Origin of the sequence: Mycobacterium hainanense, from assembly GCF_041890355.1 — a bacterium.
GTDB classification, from domain to species: domain Bacteria; phylum Actinomycetota; class Actinomycetes; order Mycobacteriales; family Mycobacteriaceae; genus Mycobacterium; species Mycobacterium hainanense.
Map to the genome: position 1 here is coordinate 2,133,283 of NZ_CP169059.1, position 20,456 is coordinate 2,153,738.

Here is a 20,456-nt window from a genome sequence, read left to right on the forward strand (position 1 = left end):
TACTCCCGGTGCTGAGTGATGTCAGGGCGTTGTGATCCCGAGCTTTTCGGCGTTGCCGTACTCGTCATCGATGAGTACGACGTCCCGATCTTGGCGGTCGACCAGCGCGGCCGCGATCGACGCGCGGTACCCGCTGGCGCAATGGATCCATAACTCGCGGTCCTGGGGAAGCTCGCCGATGCGCCGAGGCAGGTCGTGCAAGGCGATGTTGATCGCGGCGCGGACGTGGCCGCTGTTGAACTCGCCGGGCTGGCGCACGTCGAGCACGATGACGCGGCCGTCGTCGAGCGTATCGACGAGGTCCTCGAAGCTCGCGACGCGATAGCTCCGCAGCCCAGTTCCGGCAGCGAGCGCACGGATGTCGCCGGTGGCGCTCCCGGTCAGCCGATCGACGCCGATGCGGGACAGTTCACGCTGGGCCTCCGCCACCTGTCCGGCATCCTCGCCGATCAGGGTCAACGGCGCACCCCACGTGTAAAGCCAGCCAAGGTAATTGACGAAAGACCCGGAGAACTCGAAGCCATACGTTCCCGCCAGGTGCCCTGCGGCGAAGGCCGTTCGCTTGCGCAAGTCCACAACCCATTCGCCGGCGTCGATCCGAGCGCGGAGCTCCTCGGGGTTTACGGGCGCGATGGGCGACAAGTCCGCAGCGGTGGGACCGGCCCGGTTGATCACGCCCATGTGCGCGTAATAGGCGGGGTACGCCGAGAGTTCGGCAAGCAGTTCGTCGACATAGTCCTGCTCGCTCTGGGTCAGCGCCGGGTTGATGTCGCGTTCATCGCCGATGGTCGACTCGTCGCTGTCAGTGGCTGCGGGCGAACAGAAGCTTCCGAAACCGTGGGTGGGGTAGACCGCCGTCGTCGCGGGCAGCTCATCGGCGAGTCGGCGGACCGAACGATACTGCAGGCGAGTGAGTTCCGCGGCATGCTCTTCGCCGGACAGGTCCGTCCTGCCCGTGCTGCCGAACAGCAACGATCCGCCGGTGAAGACGCCGACGGTTTGGCCCGCCTCGTCCCGGAGCGCGTAGCTGGTGTGGTGGTGGGTGTGCCCGGGCGTGGACAACGCCTCCAGGTGGAGACCGCCGGTATTGATGTGGTCCCCGTCGTTGATGCGCTGATGCGGGAAGTCGACCTCTTCGCCGGCGGGAATTACGTATTGGGCGCCGGTGGCGTCGGCGAGCGCCAAGCCACCGGTGACGTAATCATTGTGGATGTGGGTCTCTAGCACATGGGTGATGCGCAGATCGCCGGCGAGTTGCAGTACGCGGTCGATGTCGCGCTGCGGGTCGATCACGACGGCGACCGCGCCGTCGCTCACCAGATAACTGCGATCGCCCAACCCTGAGGTTTCGATAATCGAGACGTCCACCATGGTGCTTCGAATCGCCTCCATTTGGGCCTAGAACTGACCCCCCAAACGTAGCCGCCAGCAAACCCGCCTAAACGTGATGCGAGGCGTCCCCTTTGGCGGCGGTTGACAAGTTCGAAGCCACGACGCCGCGCGTCCAGCGGGTTTACGCACCGTTTCACGGCGTCAGGACGGCGCCTGCGCCGAACGCGTGCCGCAAACTCTTTGAACGTGGCATTCCGCAGTATTTTCGACCGCGGTGATTTCTATTCGCAGCACGTTTGCGGCCGCACAGCGCGCGGGCGCTCTACCGACTGGACATCGAGTCGGCGTCGCCCGGATAGACCCGTCGCCCGTCGGCCGCGAAGTCGCAGGCGCACCATTGGCCCCGGTCCTGCGACCAGCGAAGCTGTGTGCCGCGCTTGCGCATCAAGTGCTGCTTGTACACCTTGTCGCGTTGCTGCGGCGAGAACGCGAAGTCCAAGTTGATCGGCAACCCGGCCCAGTCGACCTGGTCGCCCGGTTGATCGTCGCCCACGCCGCGCCGCAGCCGGCACTGCAGCGGGCAGGAGGCCCGCACGGCGTTTTCGAGGGGCCCGTCAAAATCCAGAGCCACTGCTTCCCTCCTCGGCGCGACCAATGACTGAATCGTCCAGCGAGGTTGTTTCAGTGGCAGGTGCGTGACGTTTCCGTCGTATTACGAGTCGGGCGAAACCCCGGGGGGCCTAGTAGACGTCGCGGTGGTAGCGCTTGTCGGCGCTCAACGACCGGACGTACTCCTTCGCCGCGTCGAGGTCGAGGCCGCCGTGTTCGGCCGCCAGCTCGCAGAGCGCGCGGTCGACGTCTTTGGCCATCGGATCGGCGGTCCCGCAGACGTAGAGCTGCGCCCCGTCCTGCAGCCAGCGCCACAGCTCCGCGCCGCGGTTGCGCATCAGGTGTTGCACGTAGATCTTGTCGCGCTGGTCCCGCGAGAACGCCAGGTCCAGCTCGGTGAGCAGCCCGTCGGCGCGCATCTGCTCGATCTCGTCGCGGTAGTAGTAGTCGGTGGCGGCGTGCTGCTCGCCGAAGAACAGCCAGTTGGGACCGGTGTGCCCGAGCGCGCGTCGTTCCTGCAGGAACCCGCGGAACGGCGCGATGCCGGTGCCCGGCCCGATCATGATCATCGGCGTATCGGGGTCGCGCGGAGGCCGGAAATGCCTCGACGGCTGCAGATAAACGGCGACGCGATCGCCGGGGGAGCGGTCGGCGAGGTAGGTCGAGCACACCCCCCGGCGCGGGACGCCCTGGAAGTTGTAGCGCACCGGCGAGACGGTCAGGTGGACCTCTTGAGGACATTCCTTGGGGCTCGACGAGATCGAATACAGCCGCGGCTGAAGGCGTTTGAGGACCCTGAGCCACTCGTGGGCCGAGGCGGAGACCGGATGCTGCGCCAACAGGTCGATCGCCTGCCGGCCCCACGTCCAATTGTTCAGAGCGGCCTTGTTTTCCGGCCTCAGCAGCTCGGCGAGCTTCCGGTCGCCGGTGCGCTCCTGGACGAACCGCACCAGATCGCGGCTGATGTGGGCGATCTCGATTCGCTCGGTGAGTGCCGAGCGCAACGACATCAGACCGTGCTCGCCGACCTCGACCGGGGTCTGACCGTCCAGGCCCGTTACGGACAGCCATTCATCGACCAGTTGGTCGCTGTTGCGCGGCCACACCCCGAGTGCATCACCGGCCTCATAGGTGATCGTGCCCTCGGGCAGGCGAAACACCAGCTGTCGCACGTCCTTCGCCGACTCCGGCCGGCCCAGCTTGATGTTCCGGGCCATGTCGGTGATCAGGGGATGCTTCTTGCTGTACCCGGCCGTCTTGGACCCGTCGGCCGGCCGGATTGGGGCGGCGACCACGGAGGTGGCCGCCACCGGGGCGGCCCCGTCGTGGCCCACCGGTGCGGGCGTGTGGGACAGCGCCTCGATGACACCGTCGAGCCACCTCGCCGCGGCGTCGTGGTAGTCGGGTTCGCAGTCGACCCGCTCGACGATGCGGGTCGCGCCGAGCTGGGCCAGCCGCTCGTCGAGCTTGCGCCCATGACCGCAGAAGTCGTCATAGTTGGAGTCACCCAGCGCCAGCACCGCGTAGCGGGTGGCGGTGAATCGTGGTGCGGTGTCTGAGGTGAGCGCCCGCCAGAGACCGGTGCCGTTGTCGGGCGGCTCGCCGTCGCCGGTGGTGCTGGTGACTAGCAGCAGCTGCCGCGTCGTCGGCAGTTCGGTCACCGGGAAGTCGTCCATGCTGTGCAGTGCGACGGGCAGGTTCTTCTCGCCCAGCCGCGCCGCGACCTCGGCGGCGAGCTCCTCCGCGTTGCCGGTCTGCGATGCCCACAGCACGACGACGGGCGACCGTTCGGCGGGGTTGGCTTCCGGCGGTCCGGTATTCGGTTCCTTGACCGCCGGGGCCGGCGTTGCCCGGGGCGCGTCCTCGCGCGAGAACAAGCCCGCGAGCAGGCCATCCACCCACAGCCGGGTGCCCGAGTCGAAGGGGGCGCTCGAGGGCAGGGTCGGCACGCCGGACGCGCGTCGACCCGCATCCGACCGAAGCGCGGTCAGCATCCCGGCGAGATAGGAGCGGCCGAGCTCATCGAATTCCGGCACGGGCTTTGTTGCCACGCCGAGCAACTCGGCGAGGGCATCGACCTGTGAGACGCTGATTTCCGGTACCTCCGTGGGCGCGGGAGCTGGTGCTTGGGCATCCGCCGACGGCTTCGGAGCAGTGGCCTGAGGTGCCACGGGCACGGCGACTTTCGCCAATGCGACGGCGCACGCTTTGAATTCCGGTTGGTTCGAGATCGGGTCCACCGCGTCGTTGGTGACCGCGTTGATCGCCAGGTATTCGCCGAAGACGTCGTTCCAGTGGAACGGCGCGAAGCAGTTGCCGGGCCGCACCCGGTCGCTGATCGCGGCGGGCAGCACGGCGCGACCGCGCCGGGAAGCGATTTCGATCGCGTCACCCTCGGCGATCTGCAGCCGTGCCGCGTCGTCGGGGTGCACTTCGACGAACGGCCCGGGGTTGAGCTTGTTGAGCTTGGCGACCTTGCCGGTCTTGGTCATCGTGTGCCACTGGTGCGGCAGGCGACCGGTGTTCAACAGGAACGGGTAGTCGTCGTCGGGCATCTCTTCGGGCGGCAGGTGCGGGCGGGCGAAGAACACCGCGCGGCCGCTCTCGGTGGGGAAGGCCAACCGCGGACTGCTGCCGTCGTCGCGGACCAGCCGGGCCTGACTGACGCCGTCGTTGAGGTAGCGAATGGGGTTGCGATCGCTGGCGCTATCGGGCGCGCACGGCCACTGCAGCGGGCCCCGACGCAGCCGCTCGTAGCTGACGCCCCGCAGGTCGTAGCCCGTCTTCGGGTTCGAGAACCGTTTGATCTCCTCGAAGACTTCCTCGGCGCAGTTGTAGCTGAAAGCGTCCGAAAACCCCATCGCGCACGCGATCCGCGCGATGAGCTGCCAGTCGGGCATCGCATCGCCGGGCGCGGTGACCGCGGGTTGGAACAGCGTCATGTTGCGCTCGGAGTTGACCATCACGCCCTCGGCTTCCGACCACAGGGCCGCAGGCAGGAGCACGTCGGCGTATTCGTTGGTCTCGGTTTCTGCGAAGGCGTCCTGGGCGATCACCAACTCGGCGCGCTCCAGACCGGCCAGCACCGTCTTGCGATTGGCAACGGAGGCAACGGGATTGGTGCAGACGATCCAGCACGCCTTGATGTCGCCGTCGGCCATCCGAGAGAACATGTCGACGGTGCCGGTGCCGACGTCGGTGCGCAGCGTTCCCCGCGGGATGCCCCACTGGTCTTCGGTGAAGGCGCGGTCGGCCGCGGACAGCACGGAGCGCTGCCCGGGCAATCCCGGTCCCATGTAACCCATTTCGCGGCCGCCCATCGCATTGGGCTGGCCGGTGAGTGAGAAGGGGCCGCTGCCGGGTTTGCAGATCGTGCCGGTGGCCAGGTGCAGATTGCAGATCGCGTTGGTATTCCAGGTGCCGTGCGTGCTCTGGTTGAGGCCCATGGTCCAGCAGCTCATGAAATTCTCGGCCTCGCCGATCATCCTGGCCGCCGCGCGGATGTCGTCCTGGGGAATGCCGGTGATCTCGCTGACCGTGTCGGGGGTGTACTGCTGAAGGAAGCTGGGCATCACCTCCCACCCCTCGGTGAACTCGGCGATGAAGCCGGGATCGGTGTGCCCATTCTCGACGATTAGGTGCAGCAGCCCGTTGAGCAGGGCGAGATCGGAACCGGGGGCGATCTGGAGGAATAGGTCGGCCTTTTCCGCGGTCGCGGTGCGGCGCGGATCGACCACGATCAGTTTGGCCCCGGCCTTGGCGCGTTCCATCATCCGCAAGAAGAGGATGGGATGGCAGTCGGCCATGTTCGCGCCGATGACGAAGAAGACGTCGGCGCGTTCGAAGTCTTGGTACGAGCCCGGCGGTCCGTCGGCGCCCAGCGAGAGCTTGTAGCCCGAACCCGCACTGGCCATGCACAGCCGTGAGTTCGACTCGATCTGGTTGGTGCCGATGAAGCCCTTGGTCAGCTTGTTCGCCAGGTACTGCGCCTCGATGGACATCTGCCCCGACACATACATGGCAAAGGAATCCGGGCCATGCTCGTCGATGATGGCGCGTAACCGCCGGGCGGTCTGAGCGATCGCGCGCTCGATATCGACGGGCTCCAGGGGCTCGCCACGGTCGGCGCGCAGGTGCGCCGATTCCAGCCGTCCGGGTGCCTTCAACAAGTCCGACGTGGTGGTGCCCTTGGTGCACAACCGGCCGAAGTTGGCCGGATGTTGTTTGCTCCCAACCGACTTCCCGATGTGGCGCCGGCCGCTCTCGGGATCGGTTGTGACCTGCAACACCATTCCGCAGCCGACGCCGCAGTACGCGCACACGGTGTTCACGGCATCGTTGTTTGACGCCATGGACTCGGTGGACACGCCTACTTCCCTCCATTGAGCACAACGGGTTTATGTGAATGGTGCGACGAGGATGTTTCAGCACCGGGTATCGGGAGTTTCCCGCGTTTTACGGCTTCCTCTCACCGGCCCAAGCGTGTCCGTGAACTGTCGGAAATGCCGTATAACCCCAGGTCAGAGCGGGTCATCGTCGACCCGCCGGCCCGGGTCAAGGCTACCCGTGGGGCCCGATGCTTTACCCATCAGAACGGGGTCTCGGACCAAACAAACGGGACATTCACAGCCTTCGCTAAGCTCACCGAGTGCGTCAGCTGATTGTGATCCTGGTGGTCCTGCTGGCCTCCGGTTGCGGCGGGCACCAAACCAGTTCGCCGCCGGCCTCATCCGAGAAGTGCAAGGACTCCGACGGGCCGACGCCCGACACCGTCCAGCGGGCCATCGCATCCGTGCCCATCTCCGTCGCTGGCAGCAGTTGGGTGGAAATCGCTCGGGGACATGCCAAGAAGTGCCGGCTGTACTGGGTGCAGATCATCCCGACCATCGCCAGCGAGTCCACCGGGCAGCAGTTGCTGTTCTTCGATCACAACACGCCGCTCGGCGCGGCCACCCCAAATCCCAAGCCGTACATCACCGTCTTACCGCCGGCCGACGACACCGTTGCGGTTCAATATCAATGGCTGAAGGGCAACGACCAGCCGTGCTGTCCCAGCGGTAGCGGCACGGTGAAATTCGGGATCGGCCCGGACGGCAAGCTGAAGGCGCTCGGCCCGATCCCGAATCAATAGGGTTGTGTCACAGCGTGAACGAGCGGCGCCTCAGTCCGCGACGGCGTCGGTCAGGTTCTCCGGATGCAGCATCTCGGCGTAGCGCAGCTGCTCCGGTATCCCGAAACCGTCGACGAGCGTCTCCGCGTGCGGTCGCAGCGCGCGGCACCGGTCGTTGATGCCGCGGGTGACTGCCTTGGCCCGCTCAGTGGACAGGTACCGGTGTTCGATGTACCACGCCTTGTCGTCCTCGATGACCGACAGCGCGTACAGATCGCAAAGGACGCCGAGCAGTTCGCGAGTCTCCTCGTGCGGGCAGGCGTCGATGCCGGCGACGAACGCCTCGAGCACCACCCGGTCGATGTGCGCGGACGCCGCGTGTAAGACGTGGTCCTGCACCGCGTTGAACGCGTCGAACTCCGACATCTCTTTGGACTTGGCCTGCAGCCGACGGGCCACGGACGCCAGCAGATATTCCTCGCGGTCCTCGAACATCTTGATCTGCGTACCGCGGTTGAAAAGACTGCCCTCTTCCTCACTGTCCTGCCGGGCATCCACGATCGTTTGGATAATCGTCTCTGCCGCAGTCCGTTTCACGACGCGCTCGCCCACGGTGTTGGCGGCGAAACGCACCCACTCGACCGGGCTCATGCTGCGGATGTCGTCGGCGTAGGCCGTCAGCAGCTCCTTGGCCACCAACTGCGTCAGCACGTGGTTGTCGCCCTCGAACGTGGTGAACACGTCGGTGTCGCCGCGCAGCGCGACCAATCGGTTCTCGGCCATGTACCCCGCGCCGCCGCAGGCCTCGCGCGCCTCCTGAATCGCCCGCGAGGCGTGCCAGGTGTTGGCCGCCTTCAGCCCGGCGGCACGCGCCTCCAACTCGCGCTGCTCGTCGGCGTCCACCGCGTCCGCGGTCTGGATGTCGTGGCACCTGCCGACCAGTTCGTTCTGGGCGAACTGCAGCGCGTACGACTTCGCGATCAACGGGAACAGCCGGCGCTGGTGCACCAGGTAGTCCATGATCAGCACCTCGGACTCGTCATTGGGCGCGCTGAACTGCTTACGCTGCAACGCATATCGCGTCGCGATATCAAGCGCGACGCGGGCGGCGGCGCCGGCGCTGCCGCCCACCGTGATCCGCCCGCGCACCAATGTGCCCAGCATGGTGAAGAACCGGCGGTTGGTGTTCTCGATGGGCGAGCTGTAGGTGCCGTCCGGCGCCACGTCGCCGTATTTGTTGAGCAGGTTCACCCGCGGGACCCGGACGTGGTCGAAGACGATGCGGCCGTTGTCCACACCGGGCAGGCCGCCTTTGTACTCGCAGTCCGACGTTGTCACGCCGGGCATGTCGTTGCCCTCCGCGTCGCGAATCGGCACCAGCAGGCAGTGCACGCCGTGGTTGACCGGTTTGCCGTCCTCGGTCGTGATCAACTGGGCGAACACCGCTGCCATGGTGGCCGTTTCGGCCGCGCCGCCGATGTAATCCTTGCGGGCCGTCGGGGTCGGGGAGTCGATGATGAACTCCTCCGTGGCAGGGTCGTAGGTGGCGGTGGTCTCCAGTGACTGAACGTCGCTGCCGTGTCCGGTCTCGGTCATCGCAAAGCAGCCCCGCAATTCGAGGCTGATGATTTTCTTCACGTATGCCTCGTGGTGGCGCTCGGTGCCCAGATTTTCGACGGCACCGCCGAACAGCCCCCACTGGACACCGGCCTTCACCATCAGCGACAGATCCGACATGGCGAGCATCTCGATCATCGTGATCGCCGCGCCGATGTCACCGGTGCCGCCGTGCTCCTTGCGGAAGTTGTCGGCCGCGGCACCGAAGGCGGCCATGATCCTCATCTGCTCGGCCACCTTGGTGCGCGCAATCACGGTGTTAGGGGTGTAGTGCGGCCGGAAGAGCTCCTCGCTCATGGTGGAGCGCAGCATGTTCCTCGTGTCGCGCCAACGCCCGTCGAGAGCGTTGCGCAGCTGGTCGGCAATGGTGGTGGTCTCTGGCGCCATAACCCGACGGTATCTCGCGGTTCTCGTCGCCGGTATAACAACCCGATCCCAATCGGCGGTGCCGGTCAGCGACGACCCAGTTCCTGTTGTTCCTGCTGCGCTGACTGCGCGGCTTGGCGTTGCGGAGGCCGCAACCGGTAGAGGGTAAAGCCGGCCGCCACGGTGCCGAGCAGAACGAGCATCCCCATGTCGAACAACCACCAGCCGCTGTAGTGCGTCCACGACTGGCAGTCGGCGGCCAAGGGGTCGACCCGGCGCAGGTTGGCCGTGGACGCCGACGCGGCGAAGCCCCAGCGGGCGGGCACGAGCCAGGAGATCTGCTGCAAGCCCCACTTACTCACCAGTTGAACGAGGCTTCCGTTGAAGAGCGCGGAGGCCAGGATCACCGGCAACAGCAGCGGCAGGACCTCGCTCAGCGACTTGCCCAGGCTCGACAAGGCGAGCCCGACGACCGCGGACACCATGGCCGTCACCGCCACGCTCACATAGAGCTCGACGGTGGCGTTGTGCAGCAGGGCGGCGCCACCCGCCGGTCCGCCCTTGGCGGCGATGACGATGGCGAACACGATGGCCGTCAGGATCGCCGCCGCGAGGCTGAACACCAGGATCTTGGCGGCCAGATAGGCCGCGCTCGACAGGCCGAGCGCCTGCTCGCGGCGGAAGATGCGACGCTCGCGCACCACGGCGCGGATCGTGAGCGCGGTGCCGATGATCACCGCGGCGATGTTGATCGCGGCGAGGATCTCGATGGCTTCGTGGGGGTGAGGGTCGCCGGCATGGGGCCGGGTCAGCCCCGAATCGCCAGGAATGAGCAGCGCCAGGCCCGCCAGCACGAACGGCAGGAGCACCAGGAACACAACGTAGAGTCGGTCGGCCAGGAGCAGCCGGGCGTCGCGGCGGGCCAGCAGCCGGACCTGCCGTCCCAGCGGGGCTTCGGCCGGGGGCGGCGCCGGTGGGGCGATCTCGGGCGGCGTGCGAGCCGCCGGTGGCTGGGCTCGAAACGCGCGGTGGGTTCCGTGGGGGTCGGCATTCACCCGTTCCAGCACTTGCGACCAGTCGGCGGTGCCCAGCCGGGATTCGACCTGCGCGGGCGGCCCCAGGAACGCAGTCGTGCCGGCTGAGGTCAGCACCAGCACCTCGTCGCACAGGTCGAGGTTCGCCAACGAGGTTTGCGATGACATGGCCGCCACCACCACGCAGCCGATCTCGGCCTGGCGCCGCAGCATCGCCATGACGTGACGTTGTTGCTCCGCATCCAGGCCGGCGGTTGGCTCGTCGACGACGAGCAGCGTCGGCCGGGTGAGGAGCTCGACGGCCAGCGCGGCGCACCGTCGCAGCTCGGGTGAAAGCTTGCCGATCCGGGTGGACCGGTGATCCGAGAGATCCAGTTCCTCGAGGACCTGACTGACCACGCGGTCGCGCTGCTCGGGTGAGATGTCCTGCGGCAGGCGCAGTTCGGCGGTGTACCCCAACGCCCTTTCTACGGTGAGCTGCCGGTGCAAGCGGTCCTCGGGCGAGACGATGCCGATGCGGGTGCGCATGGACGCCGGGTCCGCGTGCACGTCGTGGCCGTCGACGGTGACGCGCCCGGAGCTGGGTTGCCTGGTCCCGGCGAGCAACCCGAGCAGGGCGGAGTTGCGGGTGGCCGACGGCCCGACGACGGCGGTGAACATGCCCGGACGCGCCGAGAATGAGATGCCCGACACGATGTCGCGCCCGTCGACCGTCAGTCCGAGTTGGTATGCGGTCACCCCGAGGGTGCGGGCCTCGGCTTTGAGCGGCAATCGATAGGTGGAGTTCCCGGTTTCCGCTGCGCCGACGGCCGGACGCGGGACGCGGAATTTCGAGGTGATCATCCGCTCGATGAGGCCCGGACCCTTCGCCTGTGCATCCGCCACTGGGACCGGCTGGACGGGCGGCTGAACCGGCGGTGCCGGCTGTGGATGGGCGGCAGGTTCGGCCGCCGGCGGCTGCGGCGGCAGCACCCGCATGCGCTGCGTGTCGCGCTCGGTCGGGGCCCGCAGGTTCGGATCGCTCGGGCGAGCGGGTTGCGGCGGGGCGGGAGGAGGAGGCGGGGACTGCCGCGGCGGGTAGGCAGGCGGTCGAGGCGGCGCCTGCCGGGGCGGACCGGCCGGCTGGGCGATTTCGAAAACCAGCCGGGGACCGCGCTGCGGATCACCGATGCTGATCGCCTGACCATTGTGGATGGTGACCGTCGAGGCGCGTGCGCCATCCACGAAGATGCCGTTGTGGCTCAGGTCGATCGCCATCCACTGGGTGCCCGCGAATCGCAGCACCACTTCGGGGCGGGGCGCCGGGGGCGGTGAGGCGGTGGTTCCGAGGCGCTCCAGGGCGATATCGCTGCCCGGGCCGTAGCCGACGATCACGTCGCGACCGGGGGAGAAGTCGAAGCGCGCAGACCCGACCCACACGGTCAACGGGGAGGCTCTGAAACCGGAAGCCTCGGGCCGCATGGCCGCCACCTTTCCTCACACCGGTCGAATCGACTTAGTGTCTACCCGCCGGCCCTCGTCCATCCACGTGGGTGCGCCCGTCAGAGCGCGTTGCGCCGCCCCGCCAGCGACGCATTGTCGAGAAGCCGGCGTAACACCTCGACCGCGTCGGTCAGCACCTGGCGGTCGCCGGGCTCGAGCAACGCGAGTTGCGGTTCGATGGCGGCGGCGCGGTCGGCGCGAACCGCGTTGAGCGTGCGCTTGCCCTGCGGGGTGATGCGGATCCGGACGGCGCGGGCGTCCCCCGGGTCGACGGTTCGGGTGACCAGGCCGGCGTCCTCGAGCCGGCGCACCTGCGTCGTCATGGTCGGCTGTGAGCAGTGATCGACCGCGGCGAGGTCGCCGATCCGGGCCTCGCCGTGGGCTTCGATGGAGGCGAGCAGCCTGGCCTGCGCCGCCGGCAGCGGCATCTGGATGCGCTGGGTGGCCAGCCGGTTGAGCCGCGCCACCACGGCGAGCAGATCCGCTCCCAGCTGCTGGGCCTCGATGTTTGCGGTGTCGACAACTCTGTCCATGTGTCCATAGTTCCATAGCTTTGCTAAGCGAGGCGAGTGACGGCCGGGTCCGATCGGCGCGGGAGTGTCGAGTGTGACGAACCGAGTTGAGGCCGCGGCCTGGCAGAATCAGTGAAGTGAAAGTCCGCCGCCCCGTCCGTGCGCGCCGTCGGGGCGGACCTTTACACCCGGCCGAACTAGCACAGGCCTCGGTCATGGGGGCGCTTTGCGCGGTGATCGCGATCATCGCCGGCGTTATCCCGTTCGCCCAAGGATTGGCGCTGCTGGGCACGGTGCCGATGGGCCTGCTCTCGTACCGTTACCGACTGCGTGTGCTGCTGGCCGCGACGTTTGCGGCCGGAATGATCGCCTTTCTCATCTCCGGGGTCGGCGGCTTCGTGACGGTCGTCAACTGCTCCTACATCGGCGGCTTGACCGGTTTCGTCAAGCGCAGGGGCAGGGGCACACCCACCGTCCTCGTCTTATCCCTGATCGTCGGGGTCGCCGTCGCCGGCGCCACCGTCGGTGCGTTGTCGGTGCTGAATCGGTTGCGGCATCTGATCTTTGAGGTGATGTCGGCCAACGTGGATGGTCTGGTCGCCTTCCTGGGCAGGGTGAATCTGCGCTGGCTCGGCGCCGACGTAAAGCGGTGCTTCGAATTCGGGCTGCATTACTGGCCGTGGCTGATGCTCGGCTACGTCACCTATGGGGTCATCGTGTCGTCGTTGATCGGTTGGTGGGCCCTTTCTCGCCTGCTGGACCGGATGGGCAGGGTTCCGGATGTGCACAAGCTCGACGCACCGGACGAGCCTCCCGACGCCGCCATCGGCCCCGTTCCGGTGCGGCTGGACAAGGTGCGGTTCCGCTACCCCAATGCCAAGCAAGACGCCTTGCGTGAGCTGAGTCTGGAACTCCAGGTCGGCGAACATGTCGCCGTGATCGGCGCCAACGGCTCGGGCAAGACCACGTTGACGCTCATCTTGGCGGGCAGGCAACCGACGTCGGGCACCGTGCAGCGCCCGGGTGCGGTGGGTCTCGGCATGGTGGGCGGCACGGCGCTGGTCCTGCAGCACCCGAAGAGCCAGGTCTTGGGAACCCGCGTCGCCGATGATGTGGTGTGGGGCCTGCCCCCGGGAACCGAGGTCGACGTCGAGCATTTGCTGCGGGAAGTCGGTCTTGGCGGTTTCGCCGAGCGCGATACCGGCGGCCTGTCCGGCGGCGAACTGCAACGCCTCGCTCTGGCCGCGGCGCTGGCGCGGGAACCGGCGCTCCTGATCGCCGACGAGTTCACCAGCATGGTCGATCAGAGGGGCCGTGAGGTCCTGTTGAACGTGCTGTCCGGCCTTCCCAAGCGGCATCGGACCGCCCTGGTACACATCACGCATTTCGACAACGAGGCCGCGTCGGCGGACCGGACCATCAACCTCAGCGATTCCCCGGATAACACCGGCATGGTGGAGACGGTGCCGGCCCCGCTGCCGGCCACCGCGGTCAGGCGCGGGCCGAGCAAGCCCGTGCTGGAAATCGTTGGGGTCAGCCACGAATACAACAGCGGGACGCCGTGGGCGAAGGCCGCGCTGCGCGACATCAACTTCGTCGTGGAACAAGGCGACGGAATTCTGATTCATGGTGGCAACGGCTCGGGCAAATCGACGCTGGCGTGGATCATGGCCGGACTCACGGTTCCCACGGTCGGCGCCTGCCTGCTCGACGGAGAGCCGATCCGGGATCACGTCGGCGCGGTGGCGTTGTCGTTTCAGACCGCCAGGCTGCAATTGATGCGCAGCCACGTCGGCCTGGAAGTTGCTTCCGTGGCGGGCTTTTCGCCCCGTGACGAAGGTCGGGTGACCGCCGCCCTGGCTGCGGTCGGGCTGGAGCCCACGATGGGCAAGCGACGCATCGACCAGCTCAGCGGCGGCCAGATGAGACGGGTGGTGCTCGCCGGACTGCTGGCGTGCTCGCCGCGCGTCCTGATCCTCGACGAGCCGCTGGCCGGGCTGGACGTCGGGAGCCAGCGCGGCCTGCTGCGTCTGCTGGCGGACCTGCGCCGTCACCGGGGTCTGACCGTAGTCGTCATCTCGCACGACTTCGTGGGGTTGGAAGCCGTCTGCCCGCGAACCCTGCACGTGCAGAACGGCGCGCTGCAGACGGTGTCTGCCACCGCCTCGGCGGGGGGCGGGTCATGACCGCACCCTCGTCCTCCACGCGCAGCAAGGAGCGGCGCACTGCTCGCCCGGTGGTGCTGTTGGTTCCGGTGCCCGGCGGGTCCGCGATCCACAGCTTGTGGGCCGGCACCAAGCTGCTCGTGGTGTTCGGTGTCGCCGTGTTGCTGACCTTCTACCCCGGTTGGGTCACGATTGGTTCGGTGGCCGCGTTGGTGATGACGGCGATCTGGATCGCCCACATTCCCCGCGGTGCGCTTCCGTCGATCCCGCGCTGGCTGTGGATCCTCATCGCGTTGGGTTTCGTGACGGCCGCGGTGGCCGGCGGTAGTCCGGTCGTGACGATCGCCGGGGTCCACTTGGGGCTCGGCGGGGCATTGAACTTCCTGCGGATCACCGCGTTGTCCCTCGTTTTGCTTGGGCTGGGGGCGATGGTGTCCTGGACCACCAATGTCGCCGAAATCGCCCCGGCGCTAGCGGTTTTGGGCCGCCCGCTCAAGCTGGTGCGGATCCCGGTTGACGAGTGGGCGGTGGCCCTCGCTCTGGCGCTGCGCGCCTTCCCGTTGCTGATCGAGGAATTTCAGGTGCTCTACGCCGCTCGTCGATTGCGGCCCAACCATATGGCACCGACTCGCAAGGCGCGGGTCAAGCAGACGGCCGGCAACTCGATCGATTTGGTCGCCGCCGCCGTCGTGGTGACGTTGCGCCGTGCCGACGAGATGGGTGACGCGATCACCGCCCGCGGCGGCATCGGCCAACTATCGGCCGCCCCGGCCCGGCCGAAAATGGCCGACTGGTTGACGCTCGCGGTGACCATCGCGGTGGGCGGTGCCGCGGTCGCGGTCGAGACGATATTCCACCTGACTCGCTGATCGTCCGACGTGACGGCCGTGCTCGGTCGCTGAGTCGCGCCAGCCACCTCGGCCCGGCCTGGAGGATGAGGCGGTCGATGAAGTCAATATCGCCGGCGATAGCTCAGTCGTGACTTGGCTCGTGGTGGGAATGCCGCACGACGTCCGGCACGCACCAGCCAGGAGATCCTCCGCCATGCCTGCTGGCAGGTAGCGAATTTCCCGGCTAGTGGGCCCCGTTGATGGGGGCTAGCCGCGGCGACAGCGCCGTCGTCGAGGGCGAGTCTGAAAACATCGAGCAAGATGCGCAAGGCTCTTGCACCTAACGGGAGATGACGTCATGACAGCGATGTATGGCCTGTTCGCGATCGTCCCGATTGTGTGGGGCTGCGCGGGCTATGTGCTGGTGTCTCACCCGGGCACCGCGGAGACCAGTGAATCCCGCGGCCTGCCAACGTAATCGAGCTCGCCCGCACGGTTACGCCGTGATGATTGGCAGCGAGCCAGGCGTACGCGAGGGGAGGGTACCGGCAGCATCATGCGCGTCGTGGCGCGCTGCCGGTCGGCCCACCTATCGACGGAGTATCTTCCGTCAGAACCGCGGATCCGGGCGCGAATTGACCCGTGCCACCTTTGATCCCCAGGAGATCAACTCGGGGCTGGCGTCGTCGTTGGGGATCTGGCACTCGATCAGCACCGGGCCGCCCTTGTGAGCGTGGGCCTTCTCGATCGCGTCGGCCAATTCCGCTGCGGTGGTTGCCCTCAGCCCTAGACCGCCGCCGTCCTCGGCGTTGAACGCGTCGACCAGCCCGGCATAGTCCCAGTTCTTGTAGTAGTTGTAGGGACCGTCGTGGATCGCCGACTCGATCACGTAGCCGCGGTTGTTGACCAGGAACATAAGGGTTTCCTGGTGGTGGCGGATCATGTTCGAAACCTCTTGGGCCGTCAACTGAAACGACCCGTCACCGATCACCGACACCAGCCGGCGGTCGTCCTCCAGGCCCATTGCGTAGCCGAAACTGGCGGGAACCGACCAGCCGATCGAGCCCCACTGCATCTCGATCTCGAACCGTGCGCCGCCCGGCAGCCGGGTGTACATGCCGTTCAGCCAAGAGTCGCCGGTCTCCACCAACAGGGTGGTGCTGGAGTCCAGTTCGTCCTCGATCTGGCGCCACATTTCGACCCGGCTCAGCGGCGCCGAAGGGTCGGCGGGCCCCGGACGCGGCGCCGCCGATGCCGTGCCCCGCAGGCGCTTGTACTGCGTCAGGGTGGCGTCGTTGGCCTGCACCTTCTTCGCGAGGTCGCTCAAAAAGTCGGCCAGCGCGACTCCGGTGAACTCGGCGTCGGGGAACCGCACCACCCGGGGCTCGGCGTTGATCATCCGGTTGCGCGGCGGCATCGCGCTGTAGCCGACCGTCGTGTAGTCGTTGAACACCGGACCGGCGGCCACGACCAGGTCGGACCAGTCGACGATGGCCTGGCACTGCGGACTGCTCACCTCGCCCCAGTAGATCCCGGCGTATTGCGGGTGGTCCTCGGGGAAGAAGCCTTTGGCGTTCGGCATGACCGCCACCGCGCAGCCCAGTGCCTCGGCCAGTTCCCGGAAGGCGTCGATCGCGCCGTATGCGCGCAGGTGCACGCCCGCCAGCAGGATCGGCTTCTTCGCCTGGCCGATGAGGTCGGTGGCCCGCGCGACCGCGTCGGCCAACGTCCGCGCGTTGCTCGGCTCCCACGCCGGCAGTTCCGAGAACGGCGCCGGTGCCGCACACCGCGCAGCCGACAGGTTGCACGGAATCTCGATGTAGGCGGGCTTGCGCTCGCGCAACGCGGTGCTGATCGCGTAATCGATCATGGCGGGCGCGTTGTCGGGGTGCTGGATGCGCACCGCCGCGCAGGTCACCTGGCGGAAGACCTCGTATTGCGCGGTGAAGTCGTGCGTGCCGACCGTGTGGTGCAGGATGTGGTTCTCACCCGCGTCGTTGGTGTTGGGGCTCGAGGACACCATGATCACCGGCAGGCGTTCGGCGTGGGCGCCCGCCACCCCGTTCAGCGCCGAGTACGCCCCGACGTTGAACGTGGTGAGCACGGCGCCGACGCCGTTCACCCGGGCGTAGCCCTCGGCCGCGTAGGCGGCGTTGAGCTCGTTGCAGCAGCCGATCTGCTGGACGTTCTCGTTTTCCAGCAGCTCGTCGAGCAGCACGAGGTTGTAGTCCCCGGGGACCATGAAGTAGTGCTTGAGCCCGATCTGCTCGAACCGGGCCGCCAGGTACTTACCCACGGTGAAGTCAGCCATGATTGTGTTCCTTTTGCGTTGAGTCACTGGGGATTTGGATTACTCGGGCGCGTCGATCGGCACGACGTTGATCAGCTTCTTGTTGACGAACTCCGCGATGCCGATGCCCGACAGTTCGTGCCCATAGCCCGACAGCTTGACCCCACCGAAGGGCAGGTCCGGCTTGGTCCAGGTGGGGTGGTTGACGAACACCATGCCGGTCTCGATCCGCTTGGCGACCTCGACTCCGCGCTCGGGGTCCTGGGTGAACACCGAGCCGCCGAGCCCGAAGTGCGAGTCGTTGGCGATCCGCACGGCGTCGTCCTCGCTGGTGGCGCGGAAGAACAGCGCGACCGGGCCGAAGAATTCCTGGTAGTAAGCCGGGTTGTCGGGGGTGAGATCGGTCAGGATCGTCGGCTGCACGAAGGCACCCGTGGTGGGCACCGGTTCGCCGAGCGGGATGGCCGTCGCCCCCGCTTCGACCGCGGCCTTGATCTTCGCGTTCAGCTCGTCGGCGGCACCCTGGCTCGACATCGGCGGCAGGGTGGTGGCCTCGTCGAAGGGGTCCCCGGCCTTGAGCTCGGCCAGTGCGGCGGAGAACCTCTCCAGAAATTCGTCGGCGAGCTCCTCGGCGACGATGATCCGTTTGGAGGCCACGCAGCATTGACCGCCGTTGTTCATCCGGCCCCACACCGCCCACGGCACGGTCTTGTCCAGGTCGGCGTCGTCCAGCACGATCAGCGCGTCCGAGCCGCCCAGCTCCATGGTGGACTTCTTGAGGTTCTTGCCGGCCCGTGCCGCGACGACGCTACCGGCGCCCTCGCTGCCGGTCAGCGACACGCCCCGCACCCGCGGGTCGTCGATCAGCGTGTTGATCTGCTCTTTGGTCGCAAAGAGGTTGGTGTAGGCGCCTTCCGGGAAGCCGGCCTCGAGCAGCAGCCGCTCGAACGCCGCCGCGGCCTGCGGGACGTTGGAGGCGTGCTTGACCATGACGACGTTGCCGGCCATCAGGTTTGGCGCCGCCACACGCGCCAGCTGGTAGAAGGGGAAGTTCCACGGCTGCACGCCCAGGATCACGCCGAGCGGCTCGCTGACGAGCATCGCGTTGTCGTTGACGCTGATGGTGTCGATGCGTTCGGGCGCCAGGAACTTCTCGGCGTTGTCGGCGTAGTAGGCGAAGATGTGCGCGCTGAGCGCCACCTCGCCCAGGCTCTCCTTGTAGAGCTTGCCCATCTCCAGCGTGAGCAGGCGGGCGAACTCGTCGGGCCGTTCCGTGAGGATGGCCGCCGCACGCTTGCACAGCGCGGCCCGCTGGGCGTAGGAAGTCTGGCTCCAGGACTCAAACGTCTTCTGCGCCTGGTCGAGCAGGTTCATCGCCTCGGCATCGGTCAGGTCGTCGAAGGTGGCGACGACCTCGTTGTTGAACGGGTTGACGGTCCGGTATGCCATGGTGTGCCCTTCCAATTGTCTGCGAGCGGCTCCTGACCGCTGCCCGGGTTGGTAACTTCTTTTTCTGCACGCGATTACGCGCAGGTTTTGCTGTCGCGTGGTTGATCTCAGAATGCGGGCGCCGCAGGGCCTTGTCGTTCACGCCACCGGCAAATGGATATACCTGCCAGCAGTAAAGTTGGCCGTTGCGGTGGCTTTCTGACGGACCGTCAGTATTGCGTTGGTTTACAACGTGTTTGGACGCGTGCCCGAAAAGGCCGTGTCGGGAGCATGTTTGGTGGCTGGCCGGTATGCGGGTTGGCGGCTGGCGTACAGCGCTTCGGCGTCGATCATCGCCACACTTGTGGCAAGCGTGTCCAAACGTGAAAGGACGGACGGAACATGAAGAACCTCAGAATCGCTTTGTCCGCGGCCTGGTTGGCGTTGGCCGGTCTTGGCCTGGCCCCGCTGCTGGGAGCCTCGGCGGGTCCGAGTCTCGCCGACTGCCCCCAGGGTTGGTACTGGGACAACTACCGGCAGAACTGCCTGCCGCCCGGTCTGCCCAAGGATCCCCCGAATGGATGCCTCACCGGGGACGGTACTCACCTCAGTGGGACCATCTGCGTCAATTGATCTCCCCGTGACTGAAAGGTCTGTGCGCGTGGGGCTTTGAGCCGAGCATCATTATGGTGCGGCGCGCCGACTGGCTCAGTGGATGAGCCGTGGCAGCAGCCGGTGCGCGTTCGCGGTCGTCACCGCCGGCCAGCTGGCTGTGCCGGCGGGTCCGGGCATGTTTGTGAAGGCGGCCGTGTGAAGCTCCGCGATGGGCGCCGGTGTCCACGGGTAGTCGCTGCCATACAGAAGGCGATCGGTGTCGATCAGGCTCAACAACGCCGGAATCTGGCGGGGAAACGCGCTGCCGGCGGTGTCGTAGTAAAGACGCCGCAGCAGCGTGATCGCGTCGCTCGAACCATTGTCGACGTGTCCAGCCAGCTTCATGAACCCATTGACCCGGTCGGCGACCACCGGCAGCGCACCGCCGCAGTGGGGAACGATCACCTGAAGCCGGGAGTGGCGCTCGAAGGTGCCGGCGAACAACATGTCGGTGATCGTGCGTGCGGTGTCGAAGATGAACTCGATCATGGGGCGCGGCCGGCCGAGCGCGGTCTGCTGCCAGCACGCCGGCGAGGTGGGATGGATCAGGACGACGGCGCCGCGGCGGTCGAGTTCGGCGAAGATGGGCTCCAGGCGCGCGTCACCGAGGTAGAGGCCGGCGAAGTTGGTCTCGAGGATGATGCCGTCGGCGCCCAAAGAGTCGAAAGCGTAGGTCATTTCGGCTAGTCCACCGTCGACGTCAGGCAGCGGGAGGGTGGCGAACAAGCCAAAGCGGCCGGGATGGTCGCGCACAACGTCCGACGCGTATTCGTTGAGCCGGCGCGCCAATACGCGCGCGGCGGCGTCGTCACCGAAGTGCACACCGGGCGAAGAGACGGACAGTATCGCCGTGTCGATGCCGGAACGATCCATCAGCTGCAGGTGCGTTTCCGCCGACCAGCTAGGCCAGCTCGGCATGCCGTCGGGCAGGCGATGTCCGGCGGCGCTGGCCAGGTCGGTGTACCAGTCCGTGACGAAATGGGCGTGGACGTCGACGAAACCGGGACGGCGGGAATCACTTACCATC

General features: G+C 67.0%; 13 protein-coding genes. 4 read left to right on the top strand and 9 right to left on the bottom strand.

Going from position 1 to position 20,456, the window contains the following annotated elements; all coding sequences use genetic code 11:
• Positions 1-21: 21 nt before the first annotated feature.
• The 3 genes from ACEL92_RS10030 to ACEL92_RS10040 form a co-directional block, all read right to left on the bottom strand.
• Entirely contained in the window at positions 22-1,368 is a 1,347-nt protein-coding gene (locus ACEL92_RS10030; protein ID WP_374025416.1) for a rhodanese-like domain-containing protein, read from the bottom strand.
• A 286-nt stretch (positions 1,369-1,654) separates the two neighbouring features.
• On the bottom strand, positions 1,655-1,927 hold the full coding sequence (locus ACEL92_RS10035) for a hypothetical protein (protein WP_374026161.1): 273 nt from the start codon (positions 1,925-1,927) through the stop codon (positions 1,655-1,657).
• A gap of 145 nt (positions 1,928-2,072) precedes the next feature.
• Complete coding sequence (locus tag ACEL92_RS10040) at positions 2,073-6,293, bottom strand: molybdopterin-dependent oxidoreductase (RefSeq protein WP_374026162.1); 4,221 nt, start codon at positions 6,291-6,293, stop codon at positions 2,073-2,075.
• 311 nt (positions 6,294-6,604) lie between these two features.
• On the opposite strand from ACEL92_RS10040, the gene ACEL92_RS10045 reads away from it, so the two are divergent.
• Positions 6,605-7,072 carry an LppP/LprE family lipoprotein gene (locus ACEL92_RS10045; protein WP_374026163.1) on the top strand — a complete coding sequence of 156 codons (468 nt, stop codon included), beginning with the start codon at positions 6,605-6,607 and terminating at the stop codon, positions 7,070-7,072.
• 30 nt (positions 7,073-7,102) lie between these two features.
• Here ACEL92_RS10045 and ACEL92_RS10050 read toward each other — a convergent pair whose 3' ends face one another.
• The 3 genes from ACEL92_RS10050 to ACEL92_RS10060 all read right to left on the bottom strand — a co-directional run bounded on the left by ACEL92_RS10050 (position 7,103) and on the right by ACEL92_RS10060 (position 12,083).
• Positions 7,103-9,055: an acyl-CoA dehydrogenase gene (locus ACEL92_RS10050; RefSeq protein ID WP_374025417.1), complete on the bottom strand. Its 1,953-nt coding sequence runs from the start codon at positions 9,053-9,055 to the stop codon at positions 7,103-7,105.
• Between the two features lie 65 nt (positions 9,056-9,120).
• Entirely contained in the window at positions 9,121-11,529 is a 2,409-nt protein-coding gene (locus ACEL92_RS10055; RefSeq protein WP_374025418.1) for an ATP-binding cassette domain-containing protein, read from the bottom strand.
• 80 nt (positions 11,530-11,609) lie between these two features.
• A complete protein-coding gene (locus ACEL92_RS10060) occupies positions 11,610-12,083 on the bottom strand; it encodes a MarR family winged helix-turn-helix transcriptional regulator (RefSeq protein ID WP_374025419.1) in 474 nt (157 codons plus the stop codon).
• 194 nt (positions 12,084-12,277) lie between these two features.
• Between ACEL92_RS10060 and ACEL92_RS10065 the strand changes: the two genes are divergently transcribed.
• Entirely contained in the window at positions 12,278-14,248 is a 1,971-nt protein-coding gene (locus tag ACEL92_RS10065) for an ATP-binding cassette domain-containing protein (protein ID WP_374025420.1), read from the top strand.
• Positions 14,245-15,096 (top strand): CbiQ family ECF transporter T component, encoded by an 852-nt coding sequence (locus tag ACEL92_RS10070; RefSeq protein ID WP_374025421.1) that lies wholly within the window; start codon positions 14,245-14,247, stop codon positions 15,094-15,096. Before ACEL92_RS10065 ends, ACEL92_RS10070 begins: the two co-directional genes overlap by 4 nt.
• Before the next feature lie 571 nt (positions 15,097-15,667).
• Here the strand turns inward: ACEL92_RS10070 and ACEL92_RS10075 are convergent.
• Positions 15,668-17,368 carry an alpha-keto acid decarboxylase family protein gene (locus tag ACEL92_RS10075; RefSeq protein WP_374025422.1) on the bottom strand — a complete coding sequence of 567 codons (1,701 nt, stop codon included), beginning with the start codon at positions 17,366-17,368 and terminating at the stop codon, positions 15,668-15,670.
• A 39-nt stretch (positions 17,369-17,407) separates the two neighbouring features.
• Positions 17,408-18,796, bottom strand: coding sequence for an NAD-dependent succinate-semialdehyde dehydrogenase (locus ACEL92_RS10080; RefSeq protein ID WP_374025423.1), 1,389 nt, complete (start codon positions 18,794-18,796; stop codon positions 17,408-17,410).
• Between the two features lie 381 nt (positions 18,797-19,177).
• Here ACEL92_RS10080 and ACEL92_RS10085 point away from each other — a divergent pair, with 381 nt between their 5' ends.
• Positions 19,178-19,408 carry a hypothetical protein gene (locus tag ACEL92_RS10085; RefSeq protein WP_374025424.1) on the top strand — a complete coding sequence of 77 codons (231 nt, stop codon included), beginning with the start codon at positions 19,178-19,180 and terminating at the stop codon, positions 19,406-19,408.
• A gap of 75 nt (positions 19,409-19,483) precedes the next feature.
• On the opposite strand, the gene ACEL92_RS10090 is transcribed toward ACEL92_RS10085, so the two are convergent.
• Entirely contained in the window at positions 19,484-20,455 is a 972-nt protein-coding gene (locus ACEL92_RS10090; protein WP_374025425.1) for an amidohydrolase family protein, read from the bottom strand.
• Between the last annotated feature and the right edge of the window lies 1 nt (position 20,456).